The sequence below is a fragment of the Pseudonocardia wallangbongensis genome (assembly GCF_054486945.1).
Genome location: NZ_JBRERS010000006.1, coordinates 193,757 through 214,635, shown reverse-complemented (window position 1 = coordinate 214,635; position 20,879 = coordinate 193,757). Strand labels below are relative to the sequence as shown.

At 72.6% G+C, this 20,879-nt stretch carries 21 protein-coding genes; 9 read left to right on the top strand and 12 right to left on the bottom strand.

Annotated features, from left to right (window positions below; translation table 11 throughout):
• The first annotated feature begins 7 nt into the window (after nucleotides 1-7).
• Nucleotides 8-256 (top strand): RNA-binding S4 domain-containing protein, encoded by a 249-nt coding sequence (locus ACU436_RS23125; protein WP_459028563.1) that lies wholly within the window; start codon nucleotides 8-10, stop codon nucleotides 254-256.
• Here the strand turns inward: ACU436_RS23125 and ACU436_RS23120 are convergent.
• The 4 genes from ACU436_RS23120 to ACU436_RS23105 all read right to left on the bottom strand — a co-directional run bounded on the left by ACU436_RS23120 (nucleotide 229) and on the right by ACU436_RS23105 (nucleotide 5,221).
• On the bottom strand, nucleotides 229-2,157 hold the full coding sequence (locus ACU436_RS23120) for an acyltransferase family protein (protein WP_459029085.1): 1,929 nt from the start codon (nucleotides 2,155-2,157) through the stop codon (nucleotides 229-231). The two genes, ACU436_RS23125 and ACU436_RS23120, sit on opposite strands and share 28 nt — an antisense overlap.
• Before the next feature lie 70 nt (nucleotides 2,158-2,227).
• A complete protein-coding gene (locus ACU436_RS23115) occupies nucleotides 2,228-2,995 on the bottom strand; it encodes a transglycosylase SLT domain-containing protein (RefSeq protein ID WP_459028561.1) in 768 nt (255 codons plus the stop codon).
• Between the two features lie 238 nt (nucleotides 2,996-3,233).
• The gene (locus tag ACU436_RS23110) at nucleotides 3,234-4,283 is read right to left on the bottom strand and encodes an S-adenosylmethionine:tRNA ribosyltransferase-isomerase (protein WP_459028559.1); all 1,050 of its coding nucleotides are present in this window, start codon (nucleotides 4,281-4,283) and stop codon (nucleotides 3,234-3,236) included.
• Nucleotides 4,284-4,522: 239 nt separating this feature from the next.
• Entirely contained in the window at nucleotides 4,523-5,221 is a 699-nt protein-coding gene (locus ACU436_RS23105) for an SDR family NAD(P)-dependent oxidoreductase (protein WP_459028557.1), read from the bottom strand.
• A gap of 52 nt (nucleotides 5,222-5,273) precedes the next feature.
• Between ACU436_RS23105 and soxR the strand changes: the two genes are divergently transcribed.
• Nucleotides 5,274-5,744 (top strand): redox-sensitive transcriptional activator SoxR, encoded by a 471-nt coding sequence (soxR, locus tag ACU436_RS23100; RefSeq protein WP_459028555.1) that lies wholly within the window; start codon nucleotides 5,274-5,276, stop codon nucleotides 5,742-5,744.
• A 64-nt stretch (nucleotides 5,745-5,808) separates the two neighbouring features.
• Here the strand turns inward: soxR and ACU436_RS23095 are convergent, their stop codons facing one another.
• Together ACU436_RS23095 and ACU436_RS23090 are read right to left on the bottom strand one after the other, a co-directional pair.
• Nucleotides 5,809-6,933 carry a polysaccharide pyruvyl transferase family protein gene (locus ACU436_RS23095; protein WP_459028553.1) on the bottom strand — a complete coding sequence of 375 codons (1,125 nt, stop codon included), beginning with the start codon at nucleotides 6,931-6,933 and terminating at the stop codon, nucleotides 5,809-5,811.
• A gap of 244 nt (nucleotides 6,934-7,177) precedes the next feature.
• Nucleotides 7,178-7,951, bottom strand: a complete 774-nt coding sequence (locus tag ACU436_RS23090) for a TetR family transcriptional regulator (protein ID WP_459028551.1) — start codon at nucleotides 7,949-7,951, stop codon at nucleotides 7,178-7,180.
• Nucleotides 7,952-8,008: 57 nt separating this feature from the next.
• Here ACU436_RS23090 and ACU436_RS23085 point away from each other — a divergent pair, with 57 nt between their 5' ends.
• Nucleotides 8,009-8,743 carry a tyrosine-protein phosphatase gene (locus ACU436_RS23085; protein WP_459028550.1) on the top strand — a complete coding sequence of 245 codons (735 nt, stop codon included), beginning with the start codon at nucleotides 8,009-8,011 and terminating at the stop codon, nucleotides 8,741-8,743.
• A gap of 106 nt (nucleotides 8,744-8,849) precedes the next feature.
• Here the strand turns inward: ACU436_RS23085 and ACU436_RS23080 are convergent, their stop codons facing one another.
• Nucleotides 8,850-9,242 (bottom strand): hypothetical protein, encoded by a 393-nt coding sequence (locus tag ACU436_RS23080; protein WP_459028548.1) that lies wholly within the window; start codon nucleotides 9,240-9,242, stop codon nucleotides 8,850-8,852.
• Nucleotides 9,243-9,249: 7 nt separating this feature from the next.
• Nucleotides 9,250-9,492: a hypothetical protein gene (locus ACU436_RS23075; protein WP_459028546.1), complete on the bottom strand. Its 243-nt coding sequence runs from the start codon at nucleotides 9,490-9,492 to the stop codon at nucleotides 9,250-9,252.
• A 215-nt stretch (nucleotides 9,493-9,707) separates the two neighbouring features.
• Here ACU436_RS23075 and ACU436_RS23070 point away from each other — a divergent pair, with 215 nt between their 5' ends.
• The 4 genes from ACU436_RS23070 to ACU436_RS23055 all read left to right on the top strand — a co-directional run bounded on the left by ACU436_RS23070 (nucleotide 9,708) and on the right by ACU436_RS23055 (nucleotide 13,170).
• Nucleotides 9,708-10,877 (top strand): acyl-CoA dehydrogenase family protein, encoded by a 1,170-nt coding sequence (locus ACU436_RS23070; RefSeq protein ID WP_459028544.1) that lies wholly within the window; start codon nucleotides 9,708-9,710, stop codon nucleotides 10,875-10,877.
• A gap of 10 nt (nucleotides 10,878-10,887) precedes the next feature.
• Nucleotides 10,888-11,907, top strand: a complete 1,020-nt coding sequence (locus ACU436_RS23065; protein WP_459028542.1) for an acyl-CoA dehydrogenase family protein — start codon at nucleotides 10,888-10,890, stop codon at nucleotides 11,905-11,907.
• Between the two features lie 310 nt (nucleotides 11,908-12,217).
• Nucleotides 12,218-12,778 carry a hypothetical protein gene (locus tag ACU436_RS23060; RefSeq protein ID WP_459028540.1) on the top strand — a complete coding sequence of 187 codons (561 nt, stop codon included), beginning with the start codon at nucleotides 12,218-12,220 and terminating at the stop codon, nucleotides 12,776-12,778.
• Entirely contained in the window at nucleotides 12,763-13,170 is a 408-nt protein-coding gene (locus ACU436_RS23055; RefSeq protein ID WP_459028538.1) for an FtsX-like permease family protein, read from the top strand. Before ACU436_RS23060 ends, ACU436_RS23055 begins: the two co-directional genes overlap by 16 nt.
• Here ACU436_RS23055 and ACU436_RS23050 read toward each other — a convergent pair.
• From ACU436_RS23050 to ACU436_RS23035, 4 genes are read right to left on the bottom strand one after another with little or no spacing between them, the layout of a single operon-like run.
• Nucleotides 13,088-14,773 (bottom strand): ABC transporter family substrate-binding protein, encoded by a 1,686-nt coding sequence (locus tag ACU436_RS23050; RefSeq protein WP_459028537.1) that lies wholly within the window; start codon nucleotides 14,771-14,773, stop codon nucleotides 13,088-13,090. The genes ACU436_RS23055 and ACU436_RS23050 overlap by 83 nt on opposite strands.
• A gap of 31 nt (nucleotides 14,774-14,804) precedes the next feature.
• Nucleotides 14,805-16,859: a dipeptide ABC transporter ATP-binding protein gene (locus ACU436_RS23045; RefSeq protein ID WP_459028535.1), complete on the bottom strand. Its 2,055-nt coding sequence runs from the start codon at nucleotides 16,857-16,859 to the stop codon at nucleotides 14,805-14,807.
• Nucleotides 16,856-17,797, bottom strand: a complete 942-nt coding sequence (locus tag ACU436_RS23040) for an ABC transporter permease (protein WP_459028533.1) — start codon at nucleotides 17,795-17,797, stop codon at nucleotides 16,856-16,858. Before ACU436_RS23040 ends, ACU436_RS23045 begins: the two co-directional genes overlap by 4 nt.
• A complete protein-coding gene (locus ACU436_RS23035; RefSeq protein ID WP_459028531.1) occupies nucleotides 17,794-18,783 on the bottom strand; it encodes an ABC transporter permease in 990 nt (329 codons plus the stop codon). The genes ACU436_RS23040 and ACU436_RS23035 overlap by 4 nt, the downstream gene beginning before the upstream one ends.
• 246 nt (nucleotides 18,784-19,029) lie before the next feature.
• On the opposite strand from ACU436_RS23035, the gene ACU436_RS23030 reads away from it, so the two are divergent.
• Together ACU436_RS23030 and prfB are read left to right on the top strand one after the other, a co-directional pair.
• On the top strand, nucleotides 19,030-19,542 hold the full coding sequence (locus ACU436_RS23030; RefSeq protein ID WP_459028529.1) for a helix-turn-helix transcriptional regulator: 513 nt from the start codon (nucleotides 19,030-19,032) through the stop codon (nucleotides 19,540-19,542).
• A 31-nt stretch (nucleotides 19,543-19,573) separates the two neighbouring features.
• Nucleotides 19,574-20,671, top strand: a complete 1,098-nt coding sequence (gene prfB, locus ACU436_RS23025) for a peptide chain release factor 2 (protein WP_459028527.1) — start codon at nucleotides 19,574-19,576, stop codon at nucleotides 20,669-20,671.
• Nucleotides 20,672-20,879: the final 208 nt, after the last annotated feature.

Sequence of the window (20,879 nt, the reverse complement as noted above, 5' to 3'; positions counted from 1 at the left end):
TGGCGTCGTGAGCCGCCCACCGATCCAGGACGTCCCGGTCGCCGAGCACCCCATCAGGCTCGGCCAGTTCCTGAAGCTGGCCGGGCTCGCCGAGCACGGCGCGCATGCCAGGGAGCTGCTCGAGGCCGACGAGGTGCAGGTCAACGGGCGGCCCGAGACGCGCAGGGGTGCGCAGCTGCGGGCCGGGGACGTCGTCGCGGTCGGTGGGCAGCGGGCGCGGGTGGCGGGTCAACCACCCACGGCGGACACGACCTGATCCTCGATCACGGGCGCCAGCGTGGTGGCGTACGAGGCGGTGAGGTGGTTGTCGTCCAGGTAGACCAGCACGTTGCCGATCACCGCGGGACAGCGGGTGTCGTCGCAGACGTAGTCGGCCAGATCGAGGAAGGTCACGTTCGGCGGCACGTCCAGCTGCGCGTACGGCGGGTCGTCCGCGTACACGGTGTCGCGGTCCACCCCGCACGGGTCGTCCTCGCGGCCGTTCTGGCGGACGCAGTCGGGCACGTCGTAGTCGAACCGGGGGTTGTCGCGGATGGCCAGCACCGGGATGTCGAGGTCGGCCAGGCGTCGCCACTGCTCGACGAAGCCGGCCGGCGTCTGCTCGGTGAGGCCGGTGCGTACGTCCCGCGAGGCGATGGTCACGACGGCGTCCGGTCGCAGCTCGGCGATCTTGTCGGCGACGGCCGCGTTCCAGGCCGCGCACTCGGCGTCGTTCGGGTCGATCTCCGACGCCGTCGAGAACGGGCACGCCCCCCGCAGCGCACCGATGAGCTGCCAGTCGTGGTCACGCGCGATCGGGACGAGGGCGGCGATGAGCTGTTCCAGGTGCGAGTCCCCGACCACCAGGATCCGCTTCTCCGGCGGTAACTCCACCGGCTGCGTGCAGATGTCGGAGCGGACCTCGGCGAGCGGTGCGCAGTCCCAGTCCTGCACCCAGACCCAGTCCTCGTACACGGACACGGGAGCCGGTATCAGCGGGGCTTCCTCTGGCTCGCCGTCGACGAGCGCGGCCGCGCCGGGGTACTGCGACCCGCCGAGCCCGTCGGCGGGGATCTCGCGCTGCGTGGCGCTGAACTGCCAGACCGCCGCGGCGAGCAGCACGACGGTCACGGCGGCCGCCCCGTAGCGGTACCCGTCGCCGTCGCTGATGCGCGCCTTCCGCAGCGGGTTCTCGACGAATCGGGACGTGAGGACCGCCAGCACGACCGACACGGTGATCACGGCGATCCCGCCGGGCAGCCCGACCTCGTCCTGGTCGCGAGCGACCATGAAGAGCACGAGCGCCGGCCAGTGCCAGAGGTACAGCGGGTAGCTCACGCCGCCGAGGAACTGCGCGGGGCGCAGCACGAGCAACCGGTGCACGCCGTACCGCGACCGGGTCACCCCGCCCAGCAGCACCAGCGCCCCGCAGAGCGTCGGCCACAGCGCCGCCCAACCCGGGAACACCGAGCCGCCGTCGAGGACGAAGCCACAGGCCACGAGTCCGAGCACGCCGACCCAACCGAATGCGACGCGTTCGCCGCGCGTCCAGGGGACGCGGTCGATCCACAGGGCCAGCAGCCCGCCCAGCGCGAACTCCCACAGGCGCGTGAGCGAATGGAAGTACGCCAGTGGCTGGTCGGTGGCCGTGAGCGCGACCGAGAACGTCAGCGAGGCGGCGAACACGCCGAGCAGCGTCGCCGTGAGGTGCGCGTGCAGGCGGTGTGGCGCGTTGCGGGCCACGAGCGCGATGAGCGCGACGACGAGCGGCCACACCACGAAGAACTGCACCTGGATGGAGAGCGACCAGAAGTGCTGCACCACGCTCGTGGTGTTGTTGCGCGCCGTGTAGTCGACGGCGTCGGCGGCGAGCCGCCAGTTCTCCATGAACAGCGCCGTGGCGACGATCTCACGCACCGTCTGCGGCCACCGCGTCTCGGGCAGCAGCACCGCGCCGGCGGCGACCGTGCCGAGCAGCACCACCGTGGCCGACGGCAGCAGCCTGCGGGCCATCCGGCTCCAGCGGGCGCGCAGGTCGAGCCGGCCGCGGGCGGCGGCCCGGGCGAGCTGTCCGGTGAGCAGGAAACCCGAGATCAGGAAGAAGACGTCCACGCCGCCGGAGACCCGGCCGTCCGCGACGTGGTGGATGACGACGAGCGCGACCGCGAGTGCGCGCAGTCCCTGCAGTTCCGGGCGGAACGTGGCAGGTGGGGTGGAGAGTCCGGGCCGCCCGGAGCCCGGGCGCAGATCAGTAACCGACGTAGTTCCCGGAGCTGTTGCTGCGGCCGCCAGCCTGGAGCGTGCTCATCCCGTAGTGGTCGAGCATGTACCGGATCCCGGCGGTGATGTTCGCGACCGGGTCGGTGATCGGGCGGTTCTTCAGATCGGGGTGCACGTAGTGCTTGTAGGTCGTCGGGATCGTCTGCATCAGGCCCTGTGAGGGGGTTCCGCGCCGGGCGTTGGCATCCCAGTTGTTGATCGCACGCGGGTTGCCGTTCGACTCCTTCAGCACGATCCGCTTGACGCCGGGAGCGAGCGACTGCGGCAGGTCGAGAACCTGCAGGGCCTCTGCGATCCAGCCGTTGAGGCCGCCGCTCTCGATCAGGTCCGCGATCCGCTGCTGCTCGGCCTGCTCGGCGTGCAGCTTGGCCAGGTCGGCCGCCTGCACGACCCGGGCCACGTGGTCCGCCACGGACTCCGAGTCCGCGGCCAGCTCGACCGGCACCATCGAGGCGGCCGGCGCGATGGCGTCGAGTGCCGTGCTGTTGGACGCGAGCGCCGCGTCGTAGGGGCTGTCGGCGGACGCCGCCGTGGCGGTGCCGTCCTCCACCGTCGGGATGATCGCGGTGAACGCGCCGGTGGCCACGGCGCCGACGGCGGCCGTCGTGGCGATCACGGTGGTGCCGAGCGACGGCCCGGTGGGCGCGGGCCGGTGGGCCGCCTGATGGCGACCGGTGCCGGTGGATCCGGCGGTGCGGGGCGCACGAGCACCACGGGGGGAGCGGTGTCCTGCCACGTAACAGCCCTTTCAGCGCTCGGGGGAGCGATCCGGTCGCGGGCTGCCGGTCGGGGGTCCGGGGACCGGATGGGGAGTCCGGTCCAGGTGTTGCCCGTGATCGGTTCGTAACGCTGGGCGAAAGACTATGGGGCGGGCAGTCCTCCGACAAGTCGAGGCAGTGCCTTTCACCGCAGCTCATGTGCCGTTCGGCGGGTCGAGGCAACCGGCGAGGATGATCTGTATTCGCGATGAGCGGTCACCCAGGGCGACGAATGGGTTGGGCCGGGAGGAGCAGGCAGGAGTCGCCGAACTCGTGCCAGCGGTACCGCTGTTCCAGCGCGGCGGCATAGGCCCTGGTCACCAGGTGCGGGCCGGCGACCGCCTCGAGCAGCGACAGGTGCGACGCCCCCGGTTCGTGCCAGCCGGTGACGAGGCCGTCCACGACGCGGGCGGGGCGCTCCGGCCCGAGCACGAGGTGCGTCCACCCCGCGCCCGCGCGGACCGGCCCGCCCGGCGCGGTGACCGTCTCGAGCGCCCGCGTCGTCGTGGTGCCGACGGCGACGACCCGCCCGCCGGCCGCCCGCGTCGCGTTCACGGCGTCCGCGGTCTCCGGTGGGACGCGGTAGCGCTCGGGCAGCGGGACCTCCCCGGCCTCCAGCGACGACACCCCGGTGTGCAGCACGACCCGCGCGACGCCGACGCCCCGGGCGTGCAGGGCGTTCAGCACTGCGAGCGTGAACGGGCGGGCGGCGCTCGGCATCTCGGCGCTGCCGAACTCCGCCTCGGAACGGGCGAACACCGTGCGGTAGGCGTCGAGGGGCCACCGCCGGGGGACGTAGGGGTAGCGGATCGGGTGGCCTACGTCGGCGAGCCACGGCCGCAACCCGCCCGCCACCGGGATGCGCGCCCGCCACAGCCTGCTGCCCGAGACGACGTGCGGGTCGGGGTGGCCGGTCAGCAACGTCGCCACCACGCCGCACGGCAGCGTGATGCCCTCTCCCGCGGCCGCGTCGGAGACCCGGTGGCCGTCCGGGGTCCGCAGCTCGACGACGTGCAGGTGGTCCGGGGCGGGGCCGGACACGTGCACCGTCACGGGCGTGCCGTCCGCACGGTGGCCGTCGACGGCGGCCGGCTCGGTGTCCGACGTGTTGAGGACCACGAGGTCGCCGCGGCGCAGCGCGGCCGGAAGCGCGCCGAAGGTGGTGTGGCGCACCGGACCGCGCTCCCGGGCGACGAGCAACCGCACCCCGTCACGGGCGAGCCCGCGGGCCTCGGGCGGCTCGGTGGCCGACAGCTCGGGCGGCACGGTGAACGTCGTGCTCGTCGCTCGGCCTCGCTGGCGTTCGGCCGGCGCTTCGCGCGGGCGCTGTGACATCGGTTCGCTCGCAAGCCCGCTCACCGCTCGGCCTCGCTGGCGCTCGGCCGGCGCTTCGCGCGGGCGCTGTGACATTGGTTCGCTCGCAAGCTCGCTCACCGCTCGGCCTCGCTGGCGCTCGGCCGGCGCTTCGCGCGGGCGCTGTGACATCGGTTCGCTCGCAAGCTCGCTCACCCCACCCTCCCGGCGGCGAGATCCGTCGCCAGGTGCCGGCCGCTGGGGGGCCGCTCGTCGAGCAGTCGCAGCAGCGCCGGCACGACGGTCTCCGGCTCGGGGCGGTCGGAGATGTCCTCGCCCGGGAAGGCCCGCTGGTGCATCGCCGTGCGCATGTCCCCGGGGTCGAAGGCGTGCACCCGCAGCCCGGGCTCCTCGACCGCGAGCACGGCGGCGAGGTGGTCGAGCGCGGCCTTGGCGGCGCCGTAGCCGCCCCACCCCGCGTACGGCTCCACGGCGGCGTCCGAGCTGAGGGTCACGACGGTTCCGGCCGCCGACGCGCGCAGCAGCGGCAGCGCGAGCTGCGTGAGCGCGAGCGGGGCGAGCACGGTGGTCTCCAGGACGGCCCGCAGCGCGTCGAGCGGGTAGCGCCCCAGGGTGGGCAGCGGTGCCGGGCCGAGCTCCCCGGCGTTGTGCACGAGCAGGTCCAGCCGCCCGCCGGCGGCGGCCACGAGATCGGCGCGGAACGCCGGGTCCGTGACGTCGCCGGGCAGGGCGACGACGCCGCGAAGGGGCGCGGTGGCGGCCCGCAGCCGGTCGGCGTCGCGGGCGCACGCGATCACGGTGGTGCCGCGGGCGCTGAGCGCGGTGGTCAGGGCGAGGCCGAAGCCCTGGCCCGCGCCGGTGACGATGGCGGTGGCAATGGCGGTGGTCATGCCTGTACCGTGCGACTTGAAGTCAGGTTCAGGTCAAGGAGGAGACGTCCCGGTGGACACGAAAGACCTGCTCACCATCGGGGAGGTGGCACACCGCAGCGGCTTCCCGCAGTCGGCGCTGCGGTACTACGAACGCGAAGGCCTGCTCACGACCACCCGCACATCGGGCGGGCAGCGCCGCTACGAGCGCTCGGTTCTGCGTCGGCTCGCGTTCATCCGCGCCGCCCGCACGATCGGCGTGGGGCTGGACGAGGTGCGGGACGGCCTCGACCAGCTGCCCGACGGGCGCACCCCCACGAAGGCGGACTGGTCCCGGCTGTCCAAGACCTGGCGCGGGCGGCTCGACGAGCAGATCCAGGCCCTCGTCGCCCTGCGGGACGGCCTCGACTCGTGCATCGGCTGCGGCTGCCTGTCCCTCAAGCGCTGCCGCCTCTACAACCCGGAGGACCGGGTGTCCGAGCTCGGCCCCGGCGCGCGGTTGCTGCCCCCGATGCTCCGCCGCACTCCCGCGGAAGGCGTCTAGGTTGCAGCAGAGCCACTTTCATGCCATCTCGCTGCATGAAAGTGGCTCTGCTGCAATCCGGGGCTTACGACGAGAGCAGGCGCGGGCGGGCCGACCAGCGCGCGGGCAGCGTCTGGTCCACCCAGGCGTGCAGGTCCTCCACCGGCGGGCGGGTGCTGATCGCCGACTGCTCGTGCTCGGCCAGGAACGCCGTGGTGCGCTCCTCCCAGCCGACGCCGAGGCAGGGCACGCCCATGGAGACGGCGAAGACCAGGGAGTGGATGCGCAGCCCGAACAGCGCGTCGGCCTCCCCGACCACGGCCTTGGCCAGGGTGGGCTCCAGCTGCGGGCCGAGCACGGGCACCTTGCGCCCGAGCCGCTCGCCCAGCTCGTTGATGAGCACCTCGTCGCGACGGGCGAGGCCGAGCCCGTAGTCGGCGTGGGTGCTGACCGCCAGGCCCGCGACCGCGCCGCCGCGGTCGATCCAGCGGCGGCCGAGGATCTCCGCGGCGTCCTGCAGCGCGTCGACGAGGATCGGGTTGGGCAGCGCCTTCGGGGAGACGAGGAGCAGCGGCACCGCCGGGTCGACACCCGCGGCGGCCAGCGCGCGCCGCGCGTCGGCGGGCGGGGCCGGCTTGAGCCCCATGGCCAGGTCGCCCACGACGGGCGCGACGATGCGGTCGCCGAGCACGGCGGCCGACACCTCGTCGCGAACGCTGATCCGGCCCGGCTTGCGGACGGAGCGGCGCAGCAGGTCCAGGACGCGGTCCGGCGTGCCGGGGTAGACCCCGATCGCCAGGTAGGTGATGTCGCGGCCACGGGCCGTTGCCGCCCACACGATGGCGGGAAGGGCCTTCACCAGCGAGGACGCGCCGGTGCCGAAGAGGCCGCCGCCGACGACCGCGATCCCGTCGCACCACTTCAGCGCTTTGACGAAGGGGACGCCCTCCATCGCGACGGCGGGCACGCGGTGCAGCGCCTCCACCATCCGCGGGTTGCGCGACACCACGCGCACCTCGGTGTCCTCGGGTAGTTCCTGCAGCGTGCGGGCGAGCATGGCCTCGTCACCCGTGTTGCCGTTGCCGAAGTTCCCGATGATGAGCACGCGCGTGACGCGTGGGGTGGCCACCTTGGCGTTCTCCTCGGCGGCGTGGCGCCTGCCGAGGTTGGCGAGCTGCTGGCGGATCAGGTTGGCGCGGGGGTCCGTCATCGATTCCCTCGGGTCCGTGGCGGCGACTCTGTGTGACCCTCGTCGGTCACTCATTCGCCGCAGCCTACGGTGTGGCCTCCAGCACTCGTTCAGCACGTGCGTCCGGTCCTGTCGGCCGGATCCGCCCATGATCGCCTGGTAGGGCCGGGACCAGCGCCGACCACTCGCGGAGGCCGGTTCTGCGGCGCCCGCCGATCCGGCGAAGCCGGACAATTCGCCGTTCCCGATCGGGTGACGGCTCCGGTCAGCCCGCGACCGCGCGGAGGTACGCCGTGGCGAGCGTCTCGGCGATCTCCTCGACGGACGGTAGTTCCGCGCCGGGTGTCGTCTCGAGCGTCGGGCGCAGCAGCATGTGCGTGGCGATCGGGCCGAGCAGCAGCTGGACGAGCAGCGGGAACGGGAGCGGCTGCAGCCGGCCCGCGGCGATGTGCGGGCCGAGCAGCGCGCACAGGCTCTCCGACGTGCGCGGGATCATCGCCTTCAGCATCGCGTGGCCCGGTCCGCCGGGCCGGGCGCAGGCATCGGCGAAGATGGCCGGCAGCACGCGCGGCTCGCGCCCGAACGCGGTGATGATCGCGCGGTGCACCTCGCGCACGAGCTCGGCGAGGTCGTCCGGCGGGTCGGCGGCGAGCGCCTCGAGGTCGGGCAGCGGACCGTACCGGTCGAAGACCGCGGTGAGCAGGCCGTCGCGCCCGTCGAAGAGGCCGTGCAGGGTGGGCAGGGCGCAGTCGGCCGCCGCGGCGACGGCGTCCAGCGTGGTGGCGCCGAGGCCCTGCTCGGCGATGAGCTGGGCGGCGGCCGTGATCGCGCGTTCCCTGGCGGGTGGGCGGCCACCCGGGTCGATGCCCGCCCGTCGCACCGCCTCGTCCAGCGGGGCCCGGGTGCCACCGAGCCGCCGCAGCAGCGTGCTGCGGGACATGCCCGCCGCGGCCGCGATCGCCGCGAGCGGCACGTCCGCGACGTCACGGCCGCGTGCGCGGGCCGCCGCCAGTGCCGCGGCCACCAGTTCCTGCTCCACGTGACACACGATACTTGTCGATGTCTGATGCGGTTCCGCCATGCGAGGGTGATTGGCGTGGCTGCACCCGTGGATCGCTGGCTCGCCCTGGAAGGTCTCGACAACATCCGCGACGTCGGCGGCCTGCCGATGCGCGACGGCGGTACCACCCGCACCGAGGTGCTGTTGCGCAGCGCGTCCCTGCGGTACTGCACTCCGTCCGACATCCAGCACCTGGTCGACGAGTTCGGCCTGCGCCTCGTGATCGACCTGCGCACGCAGCGCGAGCGGGAGCAGGCCGTCAGCCCCGCGGCGTTCGCGGACGCGGGCGTCGAGACCGCCGGGCTGAGCTTCATCCCCGAAGAAGGTCGCGAGCTCCCGGAGACCGAGGACGGCGTGGACCCGATGATCCACATCTATCTCGGCTACCTGCGCGACCGCGCCGACAACGTCGTCACGGCCGTGCGGCGGTTCGCGGCCGCCGGCCCGACCCTCGTGCACTGCGCCGCGGGCAAGGACCGCACCGGTGTGTTCGTGGCGCTGGTGCTGGACGCCGTGGGCGTCGAGCGGGACGCCGTGGTGGCCGACTACGCGCTGTCCGGGGAGCGGATCGAGGCGCTCTTCCGGCGCTGGACGACCGCGTCCGGCGACCCGATGCCGGCCGACCTCACCCGGCACATCCCGCGCGCCGAGGCGATGGCCACCGTGCTCGCGCACCTCGACGCCGAGTACGGCGGCGCGGCCGGCTGGCTGCGGGCCCACGGCCTCGACGAGGAGTCGCTCTCGCGGCTGCGTGAACGCCTGACGGGCTGACGCGCAATCCCGCCTCACCCACCCCGTCGACGTCCGCGCGCCCCGTCGACGGTGCGCGCCCGCCCACATGAGGTGTCCGAGCCGACAGGGGGTGCGCCGGCTACGGCTAGGGAAGCTCCTCGATCGCCACCGTGGTGTCCAGCTTGCGCAGGGCCGCCGGATCGCCCGTGACCGCGGGCCAGCCGCGGCGCTTGGCGCTGGCGGCCACCTGGCCGGCCACGATGTCGTCGTGCCCCGACGCGGCGAGCAGCAGCCCGGACTCGTGCGCCGACGCCGACCCGAGCTCGTCGATCACGGTGTTGGGCAGGTCGAGCAGCACCTGCAGGGCCGGGTGGTGCTCGGGTTCGAGCATCGACCACGCGCGGCCGAGGGCGGCGCTGGGGACGGCCAGCACGATGTTCTCCTCGACGGCCGCCCAGACCAGGGCGCGCACGTACACGGGGCGCCCGATGGCGAAAGCGGCGAGCGCGGTGGCGTCGAGGACCCGCCCGCCGATCATGCGCGCATCAGACGGCGGCGGCCCGTCGCACCAGGCGCAGCGTTCGACGCGCCTCCGCGAGCTCGTCGGGAGGCGGGGGGCCGCCGTAGAGGTCGGCGAGCACGGCCAGGGACCGGTCGCGCAGCTGCCGCGCCGACACGGCCTCGGCGATGTAGGAGGAGACGCTCCGCGCGGCGCCACGCCGCACGGCGTCGCGAGCCTCGGCCACCAGTTCGGCCGGCAGGCTCACCGTCACCCGCTCAGTGCGCATATGCGGAGCGTACCCGGGAACGCCGGGCCCCTCACCCACCGTGCCGGATAAGGAGTGTTCGGGCTTGGTGTGCATTGCGGTGCCGGTTGCGTGCTCGCAAGTACGAGCGGCTCCGCCGCCTTCCAGACACGCGCTACGGCGCAGGTTACCCGCCGGTATGCCAAGGTGGGTGCCACCGGGCAGAGGGTCGCCGGTATGCGCGCGAGGAGGCCGCGATGGACCTGACGTACACGGCAGCGGAGGAGGAGTTCCGTCGCGAGCTGCGGTCGTGGTTGCACGCGAACATCCCGGAGGAGTGGAGACGCCCCGGGTTCTGGGAGTCGCTCGACTCCGGTGAGAGTTTCCGGCTGCGGCGGGACTGGGAGCGGGAGAAGGCGGCGGCCGGCTTCGCCGGGATCGCGTGGCCCACCGAGTACGGCGGGCGGGGCGGCACGCCGGGCATGAAGGCGATCTACGACGAGGAGATGGTCCGGGCGGACGCGCCCCGCACCGCCAACGGTCTCGGGCTGACCTTCCTGGCGCCCACCGTCATGGCGATCGGCAGCGATGCGCAGAAGAAGGAGATCATCGGGCCGATGCTGCGGAACGAGGTGATCTGGTGCCAGGGCTTCTCCGAGCCGGGCGCGGGCTCCGACCTCGCGGCGATCTCGACCCGCGGGGTCCGCGACGGCGACGACTTCGTCGTCAACGGGCAGAAGGTGTGGACCACCAACGCCGTCCACGGCGACAAGGTCTTCACGATGGTCCGCACCGAACCGGGGTCACAGCGTCATCGCGGTATCTCGATGCTCCTCATCGACATGCACCAGCCCGGCGTCGACGCTCGCCCGCTGAAGCAGATGAGCGGCGCGAGCGAGTTCGGCGAGGTGTTCTTCGACGACGCTCGGGTCCCCGTCACCGACACGCTGGGTGACATCGGCGAGGGCTGGCGCACCGCGATGCTGCTGCTGTCGTTCGAGCGCGGTGCGTCCGGGATCGGGCAGTACACCGAGTTCCGGCGGCAGTACGACGAGATCGCCGCCGTCGCGAAGCGGCGGGGGCGCGACGGCGACCCGGTGATCCGCGCGAAGCTCGCCCGCGTGCTCACCGAGCTCGAATGCCTGCGGCTGCACGCGATGTACGTGCTCACCCAGGTCGAGCAGGGCCGTGACCTCGGCTTCGAGGCGTCGATGACGAAGCTGCAGTGGTCGGAGACCTACCAGGACCTCTGGGAGGTCTTCGACGACGTCCTCGGCGAGGACGCCACCCTCGATGCGATCGACGGGCTCGACCTGCGGCCGCTGCACGCCCAGGCGATGTGGTCCCGGTCGGTCACGATCTGGGGCGGCTCGTCCCAGGTGCAGCGCAACGTCACCGCCGAGCGCGTGCTCGGCCTGCCGCGGTAGGGAGCGGACCATGTTCTTCGCACTCACCGACGACCAGCGCGAGTTCGACGCGGCCGTGCGCGGCTACCTCGCCGAACGGTTCGACCTGGACGCCGTGCGCGCCGTCGTCGAGGACACCGGCGGCCACGGGCACCCGGATTCGCTGTGGAAGGCCGCGGGCGAGCAGGGCTGGCTCGCCGTCCTCGTGCCCGAGGAGAACGACGGCCTGGGCCTGGGCCTCGTCGAGGCCCAGGTGATCGCGCGGGCCCTGGGCGCGGGTGTGGCGCCCGGGCCGTGGCGGGGCACCGTGCTGGCGGCCGAGGCCGTGCGGTTGGCCGGGTCGGACGAGCAGAAGGGCTCCTGGCTGCCCCGGCTCGCCGCGGGCGCGGCCGTCGGGGCGTGCACGCTGCGCGGCAGCGCGCCCGGGGTGCTGCCGGCCGTCGAGTACGGGGCGGTGGCCGACGTCGTCGTCGCGCGCTCCGGCGCCGGGCTGGCGCTCGTCGAGGGTGCCAGCGCCGCACCGCGGGGGTCCTACGACGGCACCACCCGGCTCGCCGACCTCGGCGCGGGTGCGGGCACGGCGCTGCCCGGCGCCACCGCCGAGGTGGTGGACGAGCTGGCCGCCCGGGCCACCGTGCTCGTCGCGGCCGACCTGGTGGGCGTCGCGCGCGAGGCGATCACGCGCACGGTCGCCTACGACCGGGAACGCCAGCAGTTCGGCGTGCCCGTCGGGTCGTTCCAGGCGATCAAGCACGCGCTGGCCGACCTGCACGTCGGCATCACGATGGCCGAGCACGCGGCGCTCTACGCCGCCCACGCCGTCGACGTACGGCTCCCGGACGCGCCGCTCGCCGTCAGCGTGGCGAAGGCGAAGGCGAGCGACGTGGCGCGCCACGCCACCGCCGCGATGATCCAGTACCACGGTGGCATCGGGTACACCTGGGAGCACGAGGCGCACTTCTTCTACAAGCGCGCCAAGCGCCTCGCGGGCCAGTGGGGCGACGCCGACACCCACCGCGCGAAGATCGCGGATTTGACGATCCCGATCTAGCGGGCCCGCCGTCCTCGGCCGTCCGTGCATCCGGGGCCCTGGAGGGTGCCGAGCGGGGTCTTGGAGGTCGACACGCTGGTGATCGATCTGAGCTGCAGGCGAAACGCCCTCGCCAAGGCGCCCAGCCTCATCTCGCAACGATCAACGCCACATGATCCATCCGAGATGACGCGAAATGCCCTCGCCAGGACGCACAGCGTCGTCTCGCAGCGATCAAGGCCGCATGATCGGTCCGAGATGACGGTGAACGGCCTGCCCCGGGCGCTGCGCTGCAGCTCAGAACGATCATGCCTCGGTATGGGTCGCGCGCATGATCAAGTCGACGCCCTCGGTGTGTGCTCGCTCCTGTGGTTGGTCCGCCATCGGGGCCACCGTCGGGCGCCTGGTCGGCCGCGGCCCGGGCCGGCTCGCGACGGCCAACGCCGCCCAGGTCCCGCGCCGGACCGCCGCCACGATCTCGGTCCTCTCCCTCGGGGTCGGCCTGACCTCGGCGCTCCTGGTGGCCCTGGCCGCCGTGCAGGCCGGGGCCGAGGAGGGGATCAACGAGCAGTTCGCCAGCGAGATCATGGTCAGCACCCTTGACGCGGGCACCGCCGAGGCCTTCGCCGATCAGCTTTCGGCCGACCCGACGCTGGTCGCGCGGGCGGACGGCGACGTCGTGCTGGTCGACCCCGCTCCCGGCGCCGACGCCTCGGCCGTCCGCGCCACGGTCGAGGAGGCGGCCGCGGCGAGCGAGGACGGCCTGACCGTCCACTTCGCGGGCGAGGCGCGTGGCGAGCTGGAGAACCAGTTGGCGATCGCCGGCATGATCGGGCTGGGCCTGGTGGGGATGACGATGCTGGTCGCGGTCGTCGGGTGGGCGTCACCTTGATGCTCTCGGTCACCGAGCGGCTGCGGGAGACCGGTCTGCTGCGCGCCGTCGGGCTCTCCCGGCCCGGCGTGTGGACGATGGCCGCGCTGGAGGCCGGGCTGAGCGGCACCGGCGCCGCCGTGCTGGGCGTCGTGATCGGCGCCGTCTACGGCGAGCTGGCGGTCACGGCGCTGGAGCTCGACTCCGTGCCGGCCTCGGTGCCGTTCCTGCAGCTCGCCGGGCTCGTGGTGGCCGTCGTGGTGGTCGCGATGCTGGCCGCGGTCGGGCCGGCCGTCCGGGCGGGGCGGGTGCCGCCGATCCGGGCGGGGGTCAGCCCTGCTTCTGCCAGCCGATGTTCTCCGGCGGGGTGGAGAAGAAGCGCGTGGCGCCGGTGTTCGCCAGGCCGTTCTTGACCCCGTAGATCCCGACGAGGTTCACGGTGGGCATGACGCCGTAGGTGCTGAACGCGGCGGTCTCCGCCTCGTTGGCCTTGGCGTACTGCTCCTCCGGCGTCGGCAGGGTGTTCACCGACCGGATCAGCGGGTCGTTCTTCGGGTCGTTCACCCCGGACCGGAACAGCTCCGAGTCGGAGCAGTAGAGCTGGCAGATGTAGGCGACGCCGTACGGGTCGGACTGGGAGATCCCGGAGTAGAACATGTCGAACTGGCGCCCGGTGACGATCTTCGAGTAGTCCGAGGTGGGGACCTGGCGGATGTCCACCTGGACGCCGACGTTCTTGAGCATCGCCGCGGTGCCGCCCGACACCGCCTTGCCGACGGCGTCGTCACCGGTGTTGACGTAGCTGATCCGCAGCGGTTGCCCGTCCTTCTCCCGGATGCCGTCGGCGCCCACGGTCCACCCGGCGGCGTCGAGGTCGCGCTCGGCCTGCTCGGGGTCGTACCGGATCACCTTGCCCAAGGTGTCGCTGTAGCCTTTCTGGAACGGGAGCAGGTTCATCGAGCCGACCGGGTCGGCGGTGTAGTTCAGGCCCTGGAAGTGGAACTCGGCGATCTGCTTGCGGTCGATGGCCTCGAAGATCGCCTTGCGGACCTGCGGGTCGGCCAGGACCGGGCTCTGGCCGTTCAGCGTGAAGAAGTCGAGCTGCAGGGTCGGGCCCTTGCGGATCTCGGTGTCCGGCACGCCGGTGATCTGCGCGAGCTGGTCCTTGCCGTTCACGGCGACCGCGTCGAGCTGGCCGTTGCGGAACGCGTTGACGGCGGCCACCGAGTCCATCTGGAGGAACGTGCGCGTGTCGAGCTTGCCCGGCTTCCCCCACCACTTCGGGTTCCGCTCGAAGACGACGGCGCCGTTCTGCGGGTCGAAGTTCTGGATCGTGTACGGCCCCGCGCCCCACTCCGCGTGCGGGGTGTTGACGTAGCCCTGGTTGAACACGGTGGGGTCGGCCGCCGCCCGGGGGTGGATCAGGTTGTTGAACAGGCCCTGCCACCACAGGTTGATGCCGTCGAAGGTCACGACGGCCTGCCGGTCGTCCACGCCCGGGGTCACGGAGGTGATCCGGTCGTAGCCGTCCGTGCTGTCCGGGAGGTAGGCGGGGTCCTTCCCGTTGGCCACCCGCCAGCCGGCCTCGAAGGACGTCCAGTCGATGGGCGTTCCGTCGTTGTAGGTGGCCTTCGGGTTGATCGTGTAGGTGACCCGGGTGTTCCCGTCGACGGTCTCCGGCTTGACGTCGGTCAGGTAGTCCGGGTTGTACACCGCGTCACCGTCGGCGGTGAACGTGATCAGCAGCGGGTTGTACCAGTTCCAGACGTAGCGCGTGTACAGGGTCCGGTCGTTCTGCCAGACGTTCATCTGGGGCGAGAGCTCCGCGAGCGACGTCGTGAGCGTGCCCCCGTCGCGGAGGTTCTCGTACGGCTGCGGGTTGAAGGCGGACACGTCGGCCAGCGACTCCGCCGTGTCCGGCGGGCCCTCGTTCGCCGGTGAGCCGCCGCATGCGGCGAGCGCCACCGACAGCACTGCGGCGAGCCCGGCGGCCGCCGCCGGTTTCATCGAGATCATCACGGTCTTCCCTCGGGGATCTGCGGGTGCATCAGCGGAAGTGGCAGGCGTTGCGGTGGTCGGCCCCGTCCCGGCCGGTGAGCTCCGGTCGCTCGGTGCGGCAGCGGGCGCGCCGGTCCTCGTCGAGCGTCACGTGCAGCGGGCACCGCGACACGAAAGCACACCCGGTGCCGGGGTCGGTGGGGCTCGGCAGGTCGCCGCGCAGGACCACCCGCTCGCGGTGGCGCTCGACCTCGGGGTCGGGCACCGGGACGGCCGAGAGGAGCGCCTGCGTGTAGGGGTGCTGCGGGTCGTCGAACAGGTCGTCCACTGACCCGATCTCCACGATCCGGCCCAGGTACATGACGGCGACCCGGTCCGAGATGTGCCGCACGACCGCCAGGTCGTGCGCGACGAACAGGTACGCGAGCCCGAGCCGCGCCTTCAGCTCGTTCAGGAGGTTGATCACCCCGGCCTGGATGGAGACGTCGAGCGCCGAGACGGGCTCGTCGAGCACGACGAGGGCCGGGTTCGTGGCGAGCGCCCTGGCGATGCCGATGCGCTGGCGCTGGCCGCCGGAGAACGCCGCGGGGAAGCGGTCGCTGTGCTCCGGGTCGAGCCCGACGAGCGTCATGAGCTCGTCGACGCGCGCGTCGATCGTCGCCTGGTCCGAAACGTTCGCGGCGGTCAGCGGCTCGGCGAGGATGTCGGCGACGGTCATGCGCGGGTCCAGCGCACCCATCGGGTCCTGGAACACCATCTGCAGCTTCCGGCGCAGCTCGCGCTCGTCGGAGCGGCCGCCCATCCCGGCCACGTCGACCCCGCCGACGCGGATGCTCCCGCTCTCCGGCCGGCGCAGACTCATGATCTCGAGCAGGGTCGTGGTCTTCCCGCACCCCGACTCGCCGACGAGCCCGAGCGTCTCACCCTCGCGGATGTCGAGGTCGACCTCCGCGACCGCCCGCACCGAGCCGACCCTGCGCTTCAGGACGCCGCCCTTGCGGAGCGGGAAGGTCTTGCTGACGCCCGAGAGCTCGAGCACGCTCGCGCGTCGCTCGCGCGGCACGGCGTTCAACGCGGCCGTCGCGGGCGGCCGGAGCGGGTAGACGTCGGCGCCCTCGATCCGCCGGTCGTGGATCTCGCCCGCCCGGATGCACGCCGCCCGGTGCGCGCTCCCGCCGGTGTCCAGGAGCGGCGGCTCGGCCTCGGCGCACGCCGGGAGCGCCACCGGGCAGCGCGCCCGGAACGGGCAGCCCGCGGGGAGCTCGACCATCGACGGCGGGCTCCCGGCGATCGGCACCAGCGGCCCGCCGCCCGCGACGTCCACCCGCGGCACCGCGCCGAGCAGGCCGATCGTGTACGGCATGCGCGGTTCGGCGAACAGCTCGACCGCCGGTGCGGTCTCCACCGGCCGGCCGGCGTACATCACCATCACGTCGTCGGCGGTGCCCGCGACCACGCCCAGGTCGTGCGTGACGAGGATCAGCGCGGCACCGGTCTCCGCCTGCGCGAGCGCGAGGACGTCGAGGATCTGGGCCTGGACGGTGACGTCGAGGGCGGTGGTCGGCTCGTCGGCGATGATCAGGCGCGGGTCGTTGGCGATGGCGGCCGCGATCACGACGCGCTGGCGCATCCCGCCGGAGAACTCGTGCGGGAAGGACCGTGCCCGTTCCGCGGCCCGGGGGATGCCGACGAGGTCGAGCAGCTCCACCGCCCGCCTCCACGCGGCGTCGCGGCCCACGTCCCGGTGGATCTGCAGGGCCTCGACGATCTGGCTGCCCACGCTGAAGATCGGCGTCAGCGAGGACAACGGGTCCTGGAAGACCATGCCGATGGCCCGGCCGCGGATCGCCGACATCTCCTTGTCGTCGAGGCCGAGCAGCTCGCGGCCGTCGAGCCGGACCGATCCGGACACGGCGGCGTAGTCGGGCAGGAGCCCCATGACCGCCAGCGACGTGACCGACTTCCCGGACCCCGACTCGCCCACGATGCCGAGCGTCCGCCCGGCGTGCAGGTCGACGTCGACGCCGCGGACGGCGTCCACCCGCCCCGCCTCCGACGGGAACGACACGTGCAGGCCGCGGATCGACAGGACGGGGGCGGTCATGCACGGCCCCCCGAGCGGGACGTCGGGTCGAGCGCGTCGCGCAGCCCGTCACCGATCAGGGCCATCGAGACCGTCAGGAGCGTGACGAGCGCCGCGGGCGCGTAGAACAGCCACGGAGCGCTGGTGACGGTCGTGGCGCCGTCGCTGAGCATGGTGCCGAGCGACACGTCGGGCAGCTGCACGCCGAACCCGATGAACGACAGGGCGGTCTCTCCCTGGACGGTCGCCACCACGCCGATCGTGAACGTGATGATCAGCAGCGACCCGATGTTGGGGATCAGGTGGCGGAACACGATGCGGAACGGTCCGACGCCCATGAACCGCGCCGCCAGCACGTACTCGCGCTCGCGCAGCGACGTCGCGAGCGACCAGACGACCCGGGCGTTGTACATCCAGCCGAACACCGTCAGCACGACGATCAGCGCGCGCCAGTCGCCGCCGGCCCGCTGCGAGACCAGCGCGAGGATCAGGAACGAGGGCACCACCAGCAGGAAGTGCACGATCCCGAGGACCACCTGCTCGACCCGCCCACCGAAGTACGCGGCGGTGCAACCGACGACCGCCGAGATCACCGTGGTCAGCAGCGACACCGTGATCGCGATGATCAGGGAGCGCTGCAGCCCGTGCACGGCCTGCGCGAACGCGTCGTTGCCGGCGCTGTTCGTCCCGAAGATGTGCTCGGCCGACGGCGCCTCCGCGAGGCTCGTGAAGTCGACGTCGCTGTAGGTGTACCTGGTGAACAGGCCGCCCACCAGCGCGAACAGCACCAGCATGGCCAGGATCACCAGCCCGGCCACCGCGCCCCGGTTGCGCAGGAAGCGGCGCAGGTAGAGGCGGCGCCTGCTCAGGCGCCTGCCGCGGCGCGCGGAGCGCTCCTCGTCCAGCGGCGGGTCGCCGACCGGGACGGCGGGTCCCGGCCCGGGGATGTTGGCGGTCATGAGCCGGTCACCCGCACTCTCGGGTCGAGCGCCACCACCGTGATGTCGGCCAGGATCGCACCGATCGCCGTCATCAGCGCGCCGAACGCGGCGACGGCGACCGCGCCGTGGATGTCGTTCTTGCTGATCGTGGTCGTGAAGTACTGCCCCATACCCTGCCAAGCGAAGATCGTCTCAGTGATCACGGCCCCCGTGAACAGGGCGGGGACCGCGAACGCGATGGATGTGGCCACCGGGATCAGCGACGTCCGCAGCCCGTGCCGGCGGATCGCCGCCTGGCGGGTGAGCCCCTTCGCCCGTGCCATCCGCACGTAGTCGGAGTTGATCGTGTCGAGCAGCAGCGAGCGCTGCAGGAGGTGGTAGCCCGCGTAGCTGATCAGGGTCAGCGAGATCGTCGGCAGCACGAGGTGCTGGATCCGGTCCACGACGAGCGGCCAGAACCCCGTGACGGTCGGGGACTGCGCGCCCGCGACGTAGAGCAGGGTCGCGCCCAGCGACTGGTTCAGCGAGATCGCGAGCAGCACGACCACCAGCGACGCGACGACCGTCGGGATGTTCAGCGTGATCACCGACAGCGCCTGGAGGAACCGGTCGGCCGCCCGGTACTGGCGCGCGGCCGTGTACACGCCCAGCGAGATCCCGATGACGGTCGACAGGATCAGCGAGCACAGGACGAGCTGCGCGCTGACGCCGATGCGGAAGGCGATCTGCTCGTTGACGCTCTCGCCGACCGGGGAGGCCCCCCAGTCCCAGTGCAGGACGATGCCGGTGAGCCAGTGCCACCAACGCTCGAGGAGCGGCGTGTCGGGGCTCAGGTTGTACTGCGAGAGGGACTGGTCGATCTGCTCCGGCGTCCGGGGCGGCCGCTGCTCGAGGTAGTTCGCGCGCGGGTCCAGGAAGGCGTTCGCGAGGAAGTACGTCAGGTTCGTGGCGACGACGATCATCGTCAGCCAGCCGATCGTCTTCCTGAGCAGGTAGCGCGACACGTGGACCGGGCTCGCTCTCTCCCGTGCGGCAGACCGGGCAACGCGAGGCGGTGGCCCGTCGGCGCGCCTCGTAGCCCGTGCCAGATGGTCGTCGGAGCGTAATCCGGTCGATCCGGCGGGCGTCGGCCGGTACCTTGAGCTGTCCTCTGTGCGCTCGCCGTCAAAGCGTTCGGGCGGGTGCGGCGACACGGCCCGGGTGACACACGGTCGTGGCGATCCGCGGCCCCGGATGGCACGGTGACCGGCATGCCGGCCCCACGAGCTCCCGCCGTGAACGCCACCGCCGCCGCGCTGCTCGGCCTGCTGCACGAGGGGCCGATGTCCGGTGGGCAGCTCGTGACGGCCGCCGCGGAGAGGTTCGGCGCCTTCTTCTCGGTCACGCGCAGCCAGGTCTACCGGGAGCTGCCCGCGCTCGCCGCCGCGGGCCTGCTCGAGAGGGGGGAGCAGGGGCCGCGGGCGTCGCAGCGCTACGTCATCACGGCCCAGGGCAAGCGGGCGTTCCGGGCGTGGCTGGCCGCGGGGCGGGGGGCCGACAGCCTGCGCAGCCCGCTGGTGCTGCGCCTGCTGCACGCACGGAGCCTCGGCGCCAAGCAGCGGGCCGAGCTGGTCCGCACCAGCCGGGAGGCCTACACCGAGCGGCTCGCGGTGGCCCGCGCGGTGGCGCGCGGTGAGAGCGACCCGTACCGCAAGGCCGTGGCCGACTTCGCGGTCGCGCACGTACGCGCGGTGCTCAAGCTCCTCGACGCCATACCCGAATAGTCGGAGTCGCAGGGGCGTAACCTGGAGCGTTGTGAACCCCGACGCCGCCGCGGATCTGAAGGACCTCTCCGCCACGCTGGAGAACATCGAGGCGGTCACCGACCTGCCCGCGTTGCGCGCCGAGATCGCCGACCTGTCCGACCAGGCCGGGCAGCCCGACCTGTGGGACAACACGGAAGAGGCCCAGCGGGTCACGAGCCGGCTCGCCCACGCCCAGGGCGAACTGCGCCGCCTCGAGGACCTGCGCCGCAGGCTCGAGGACCTGCCGGTCCTCTACGAGCTGGCCGAGGACGAGGGCGACGCCTCCGCCGTGGCCGACGCCGACACCGACCGGGCCAAGCTCCGCGAGGAGATCGCGTCGCTCGAGGTGCGCACCCTGCTCTCGGGCGAGTACGACCCGCGCGAGGCGCTCGTGACCATCCGATCCGAGGCGGGCGGGGTGGACGCCGCCGACTTCGCCGAGATGCTCATGCGGATGTACCTGCGCTGGGCCGAGCGGCACGACTACGGCGTCGACGTCATGGACACCTCCTACGCGGAGGAGGCCGGCATCAAGTCGGCCACCTTCCAGGTCCACGCGCCGTTCGCCTACGGCACGCTCTCGGTCGAGCAGGGCACCCACCGGCTCGTCCGCATCTCACCGTTCGACAACCAGGGCCGCCGGCAGACGTCGTTCGCCGGCGTCGAGGTCCTCCCGGTCACCGAGACCACCGACCACGTCGACATCCCGGAGAACGAGATCCGCATCGACGTGTTCCGCTCCTCCGGCCCCGGCGGGCAGAGCGTCAACACCACCGACTCCGCCGTCCGGATCACGCACCTGCCCTCCGGCATCGTGGTCTCCTGCCAGAACGAGAAGTCGCAGATCCAGAACCGCGCGGCCGCGATGCGCGTGCTGCAGTCGCGCCTCCTGGAGCGCCGCCGTCAGGAGGAGAAGGCGGCGATGAACGCGCTGAAGGACGGCGGATCGTCGTGGGGCAACCAGATGCGCTCCTACGTGCTGCACCCCTACCAGATGGTCAAGGACCTGCGCACCGAGCACGAGGTCGGCAACCCGACGGCGGTGCTCGACGGCGACATCGACGGCTTCATCGAGGCCGGCATCCGCTGGCGCCGCAGCCAGGCGTAGACCAGATAGCACTATGGATCCATACTGCTGTTTCGACCCGCCCCGAAACAGCAGTATGGATCCATAGTGCGCTCCGCCGCCGCTCCCGCTCGCGGACACCTCCTGTGCGGGGACGGGACCACAGCCAGATGCGCGGCACCCGGCGGAGACTCTCGTCCAGAACGCCTTGGGCTCACCCAAGGACCCATGACGTCGACATGATCATGCA

Bases quoted from the DNA above. Each gene is read 5' to 3' on its own strand.
- ACU436_RS23105 (WP_459028557.1), bottom strand. From the start codon at position 5,221: ATGACCACCGCCATTGCCACCGCCATCGTCACCGGCGCGGGCCAGGGC.
- ACU436_RS23095 (WP_459028553.1), bottom strand. From the start codon at position 6,933: ATGACGGACCCCCGCGCCAACCTGATCCGCCAGCAGCTCGCCAACCTC.
- ACU436_RS23080 (WP_459028548.1), bottom strand. From the start codon at position 9,242: ATGATCGGCGGGCGGGTCCTCGACGCCACCGCGCTCGCCGCTTTCGCC.
- ACU436_RS23075 (WP_459028546.1), bottom strand. From the start codon at position 9,492: ATGCGCACTGAGCGGGTGACGGTGAGCCTGCCGGCCGAACTGGTGGCC.
- ACU436_RS23070 (WP_459028544.1), top strand. From the start codon at position 9,708: ATGGACCTGACGTACACGGCAGCGGAGGAGGAGTTCCGTCGCGAGCTG.
- ACU436_RS23065 (WP_459028542.1), top strand. From the start codon at position 10,888: ATGTTCTTCGCACTCACCGACGACCAGCGCGAGTTCGACGCGGCCGTG.
- ACU436_RS23060 (WP_459028540.1), top strand. From the start codon at position 12,218: ATGATCAAGTCGACGCCCTCGGTGTGTGCTCGCTCCTGTGGTTGGTCC.
- ACU436_RS23050 (WP_459028537.1), bottom strand. From the start codon at position 14,773: ATGATCTCGATGAAACCGGCGGCGGCCGCCGGGCTCGCCGCAGTGCTG.
- ACU436_RS23045 (WP_459028535.1), bottom strand. From the start codon at position 16,859: ATGACCGCCCCCGTCCTGTCGATCCGCGGCCTGCACGTGTCGTTCCCG.
- ACU436_RS23040 (WP_459028533.1), bottom strand. From the start codon at position 17,797: ATGACCGCCAACATCCCCGGGCCGGGACCCGCCGTCCCGGTCGGCGAC.
- ACU436_RS23030 (WP_459028529.1), top strand. From the start codon at position 19,030: ATGCCGGCCCCACGAGCTCCCGCCGTGAACGCCACCGCCGCCGCGCTG.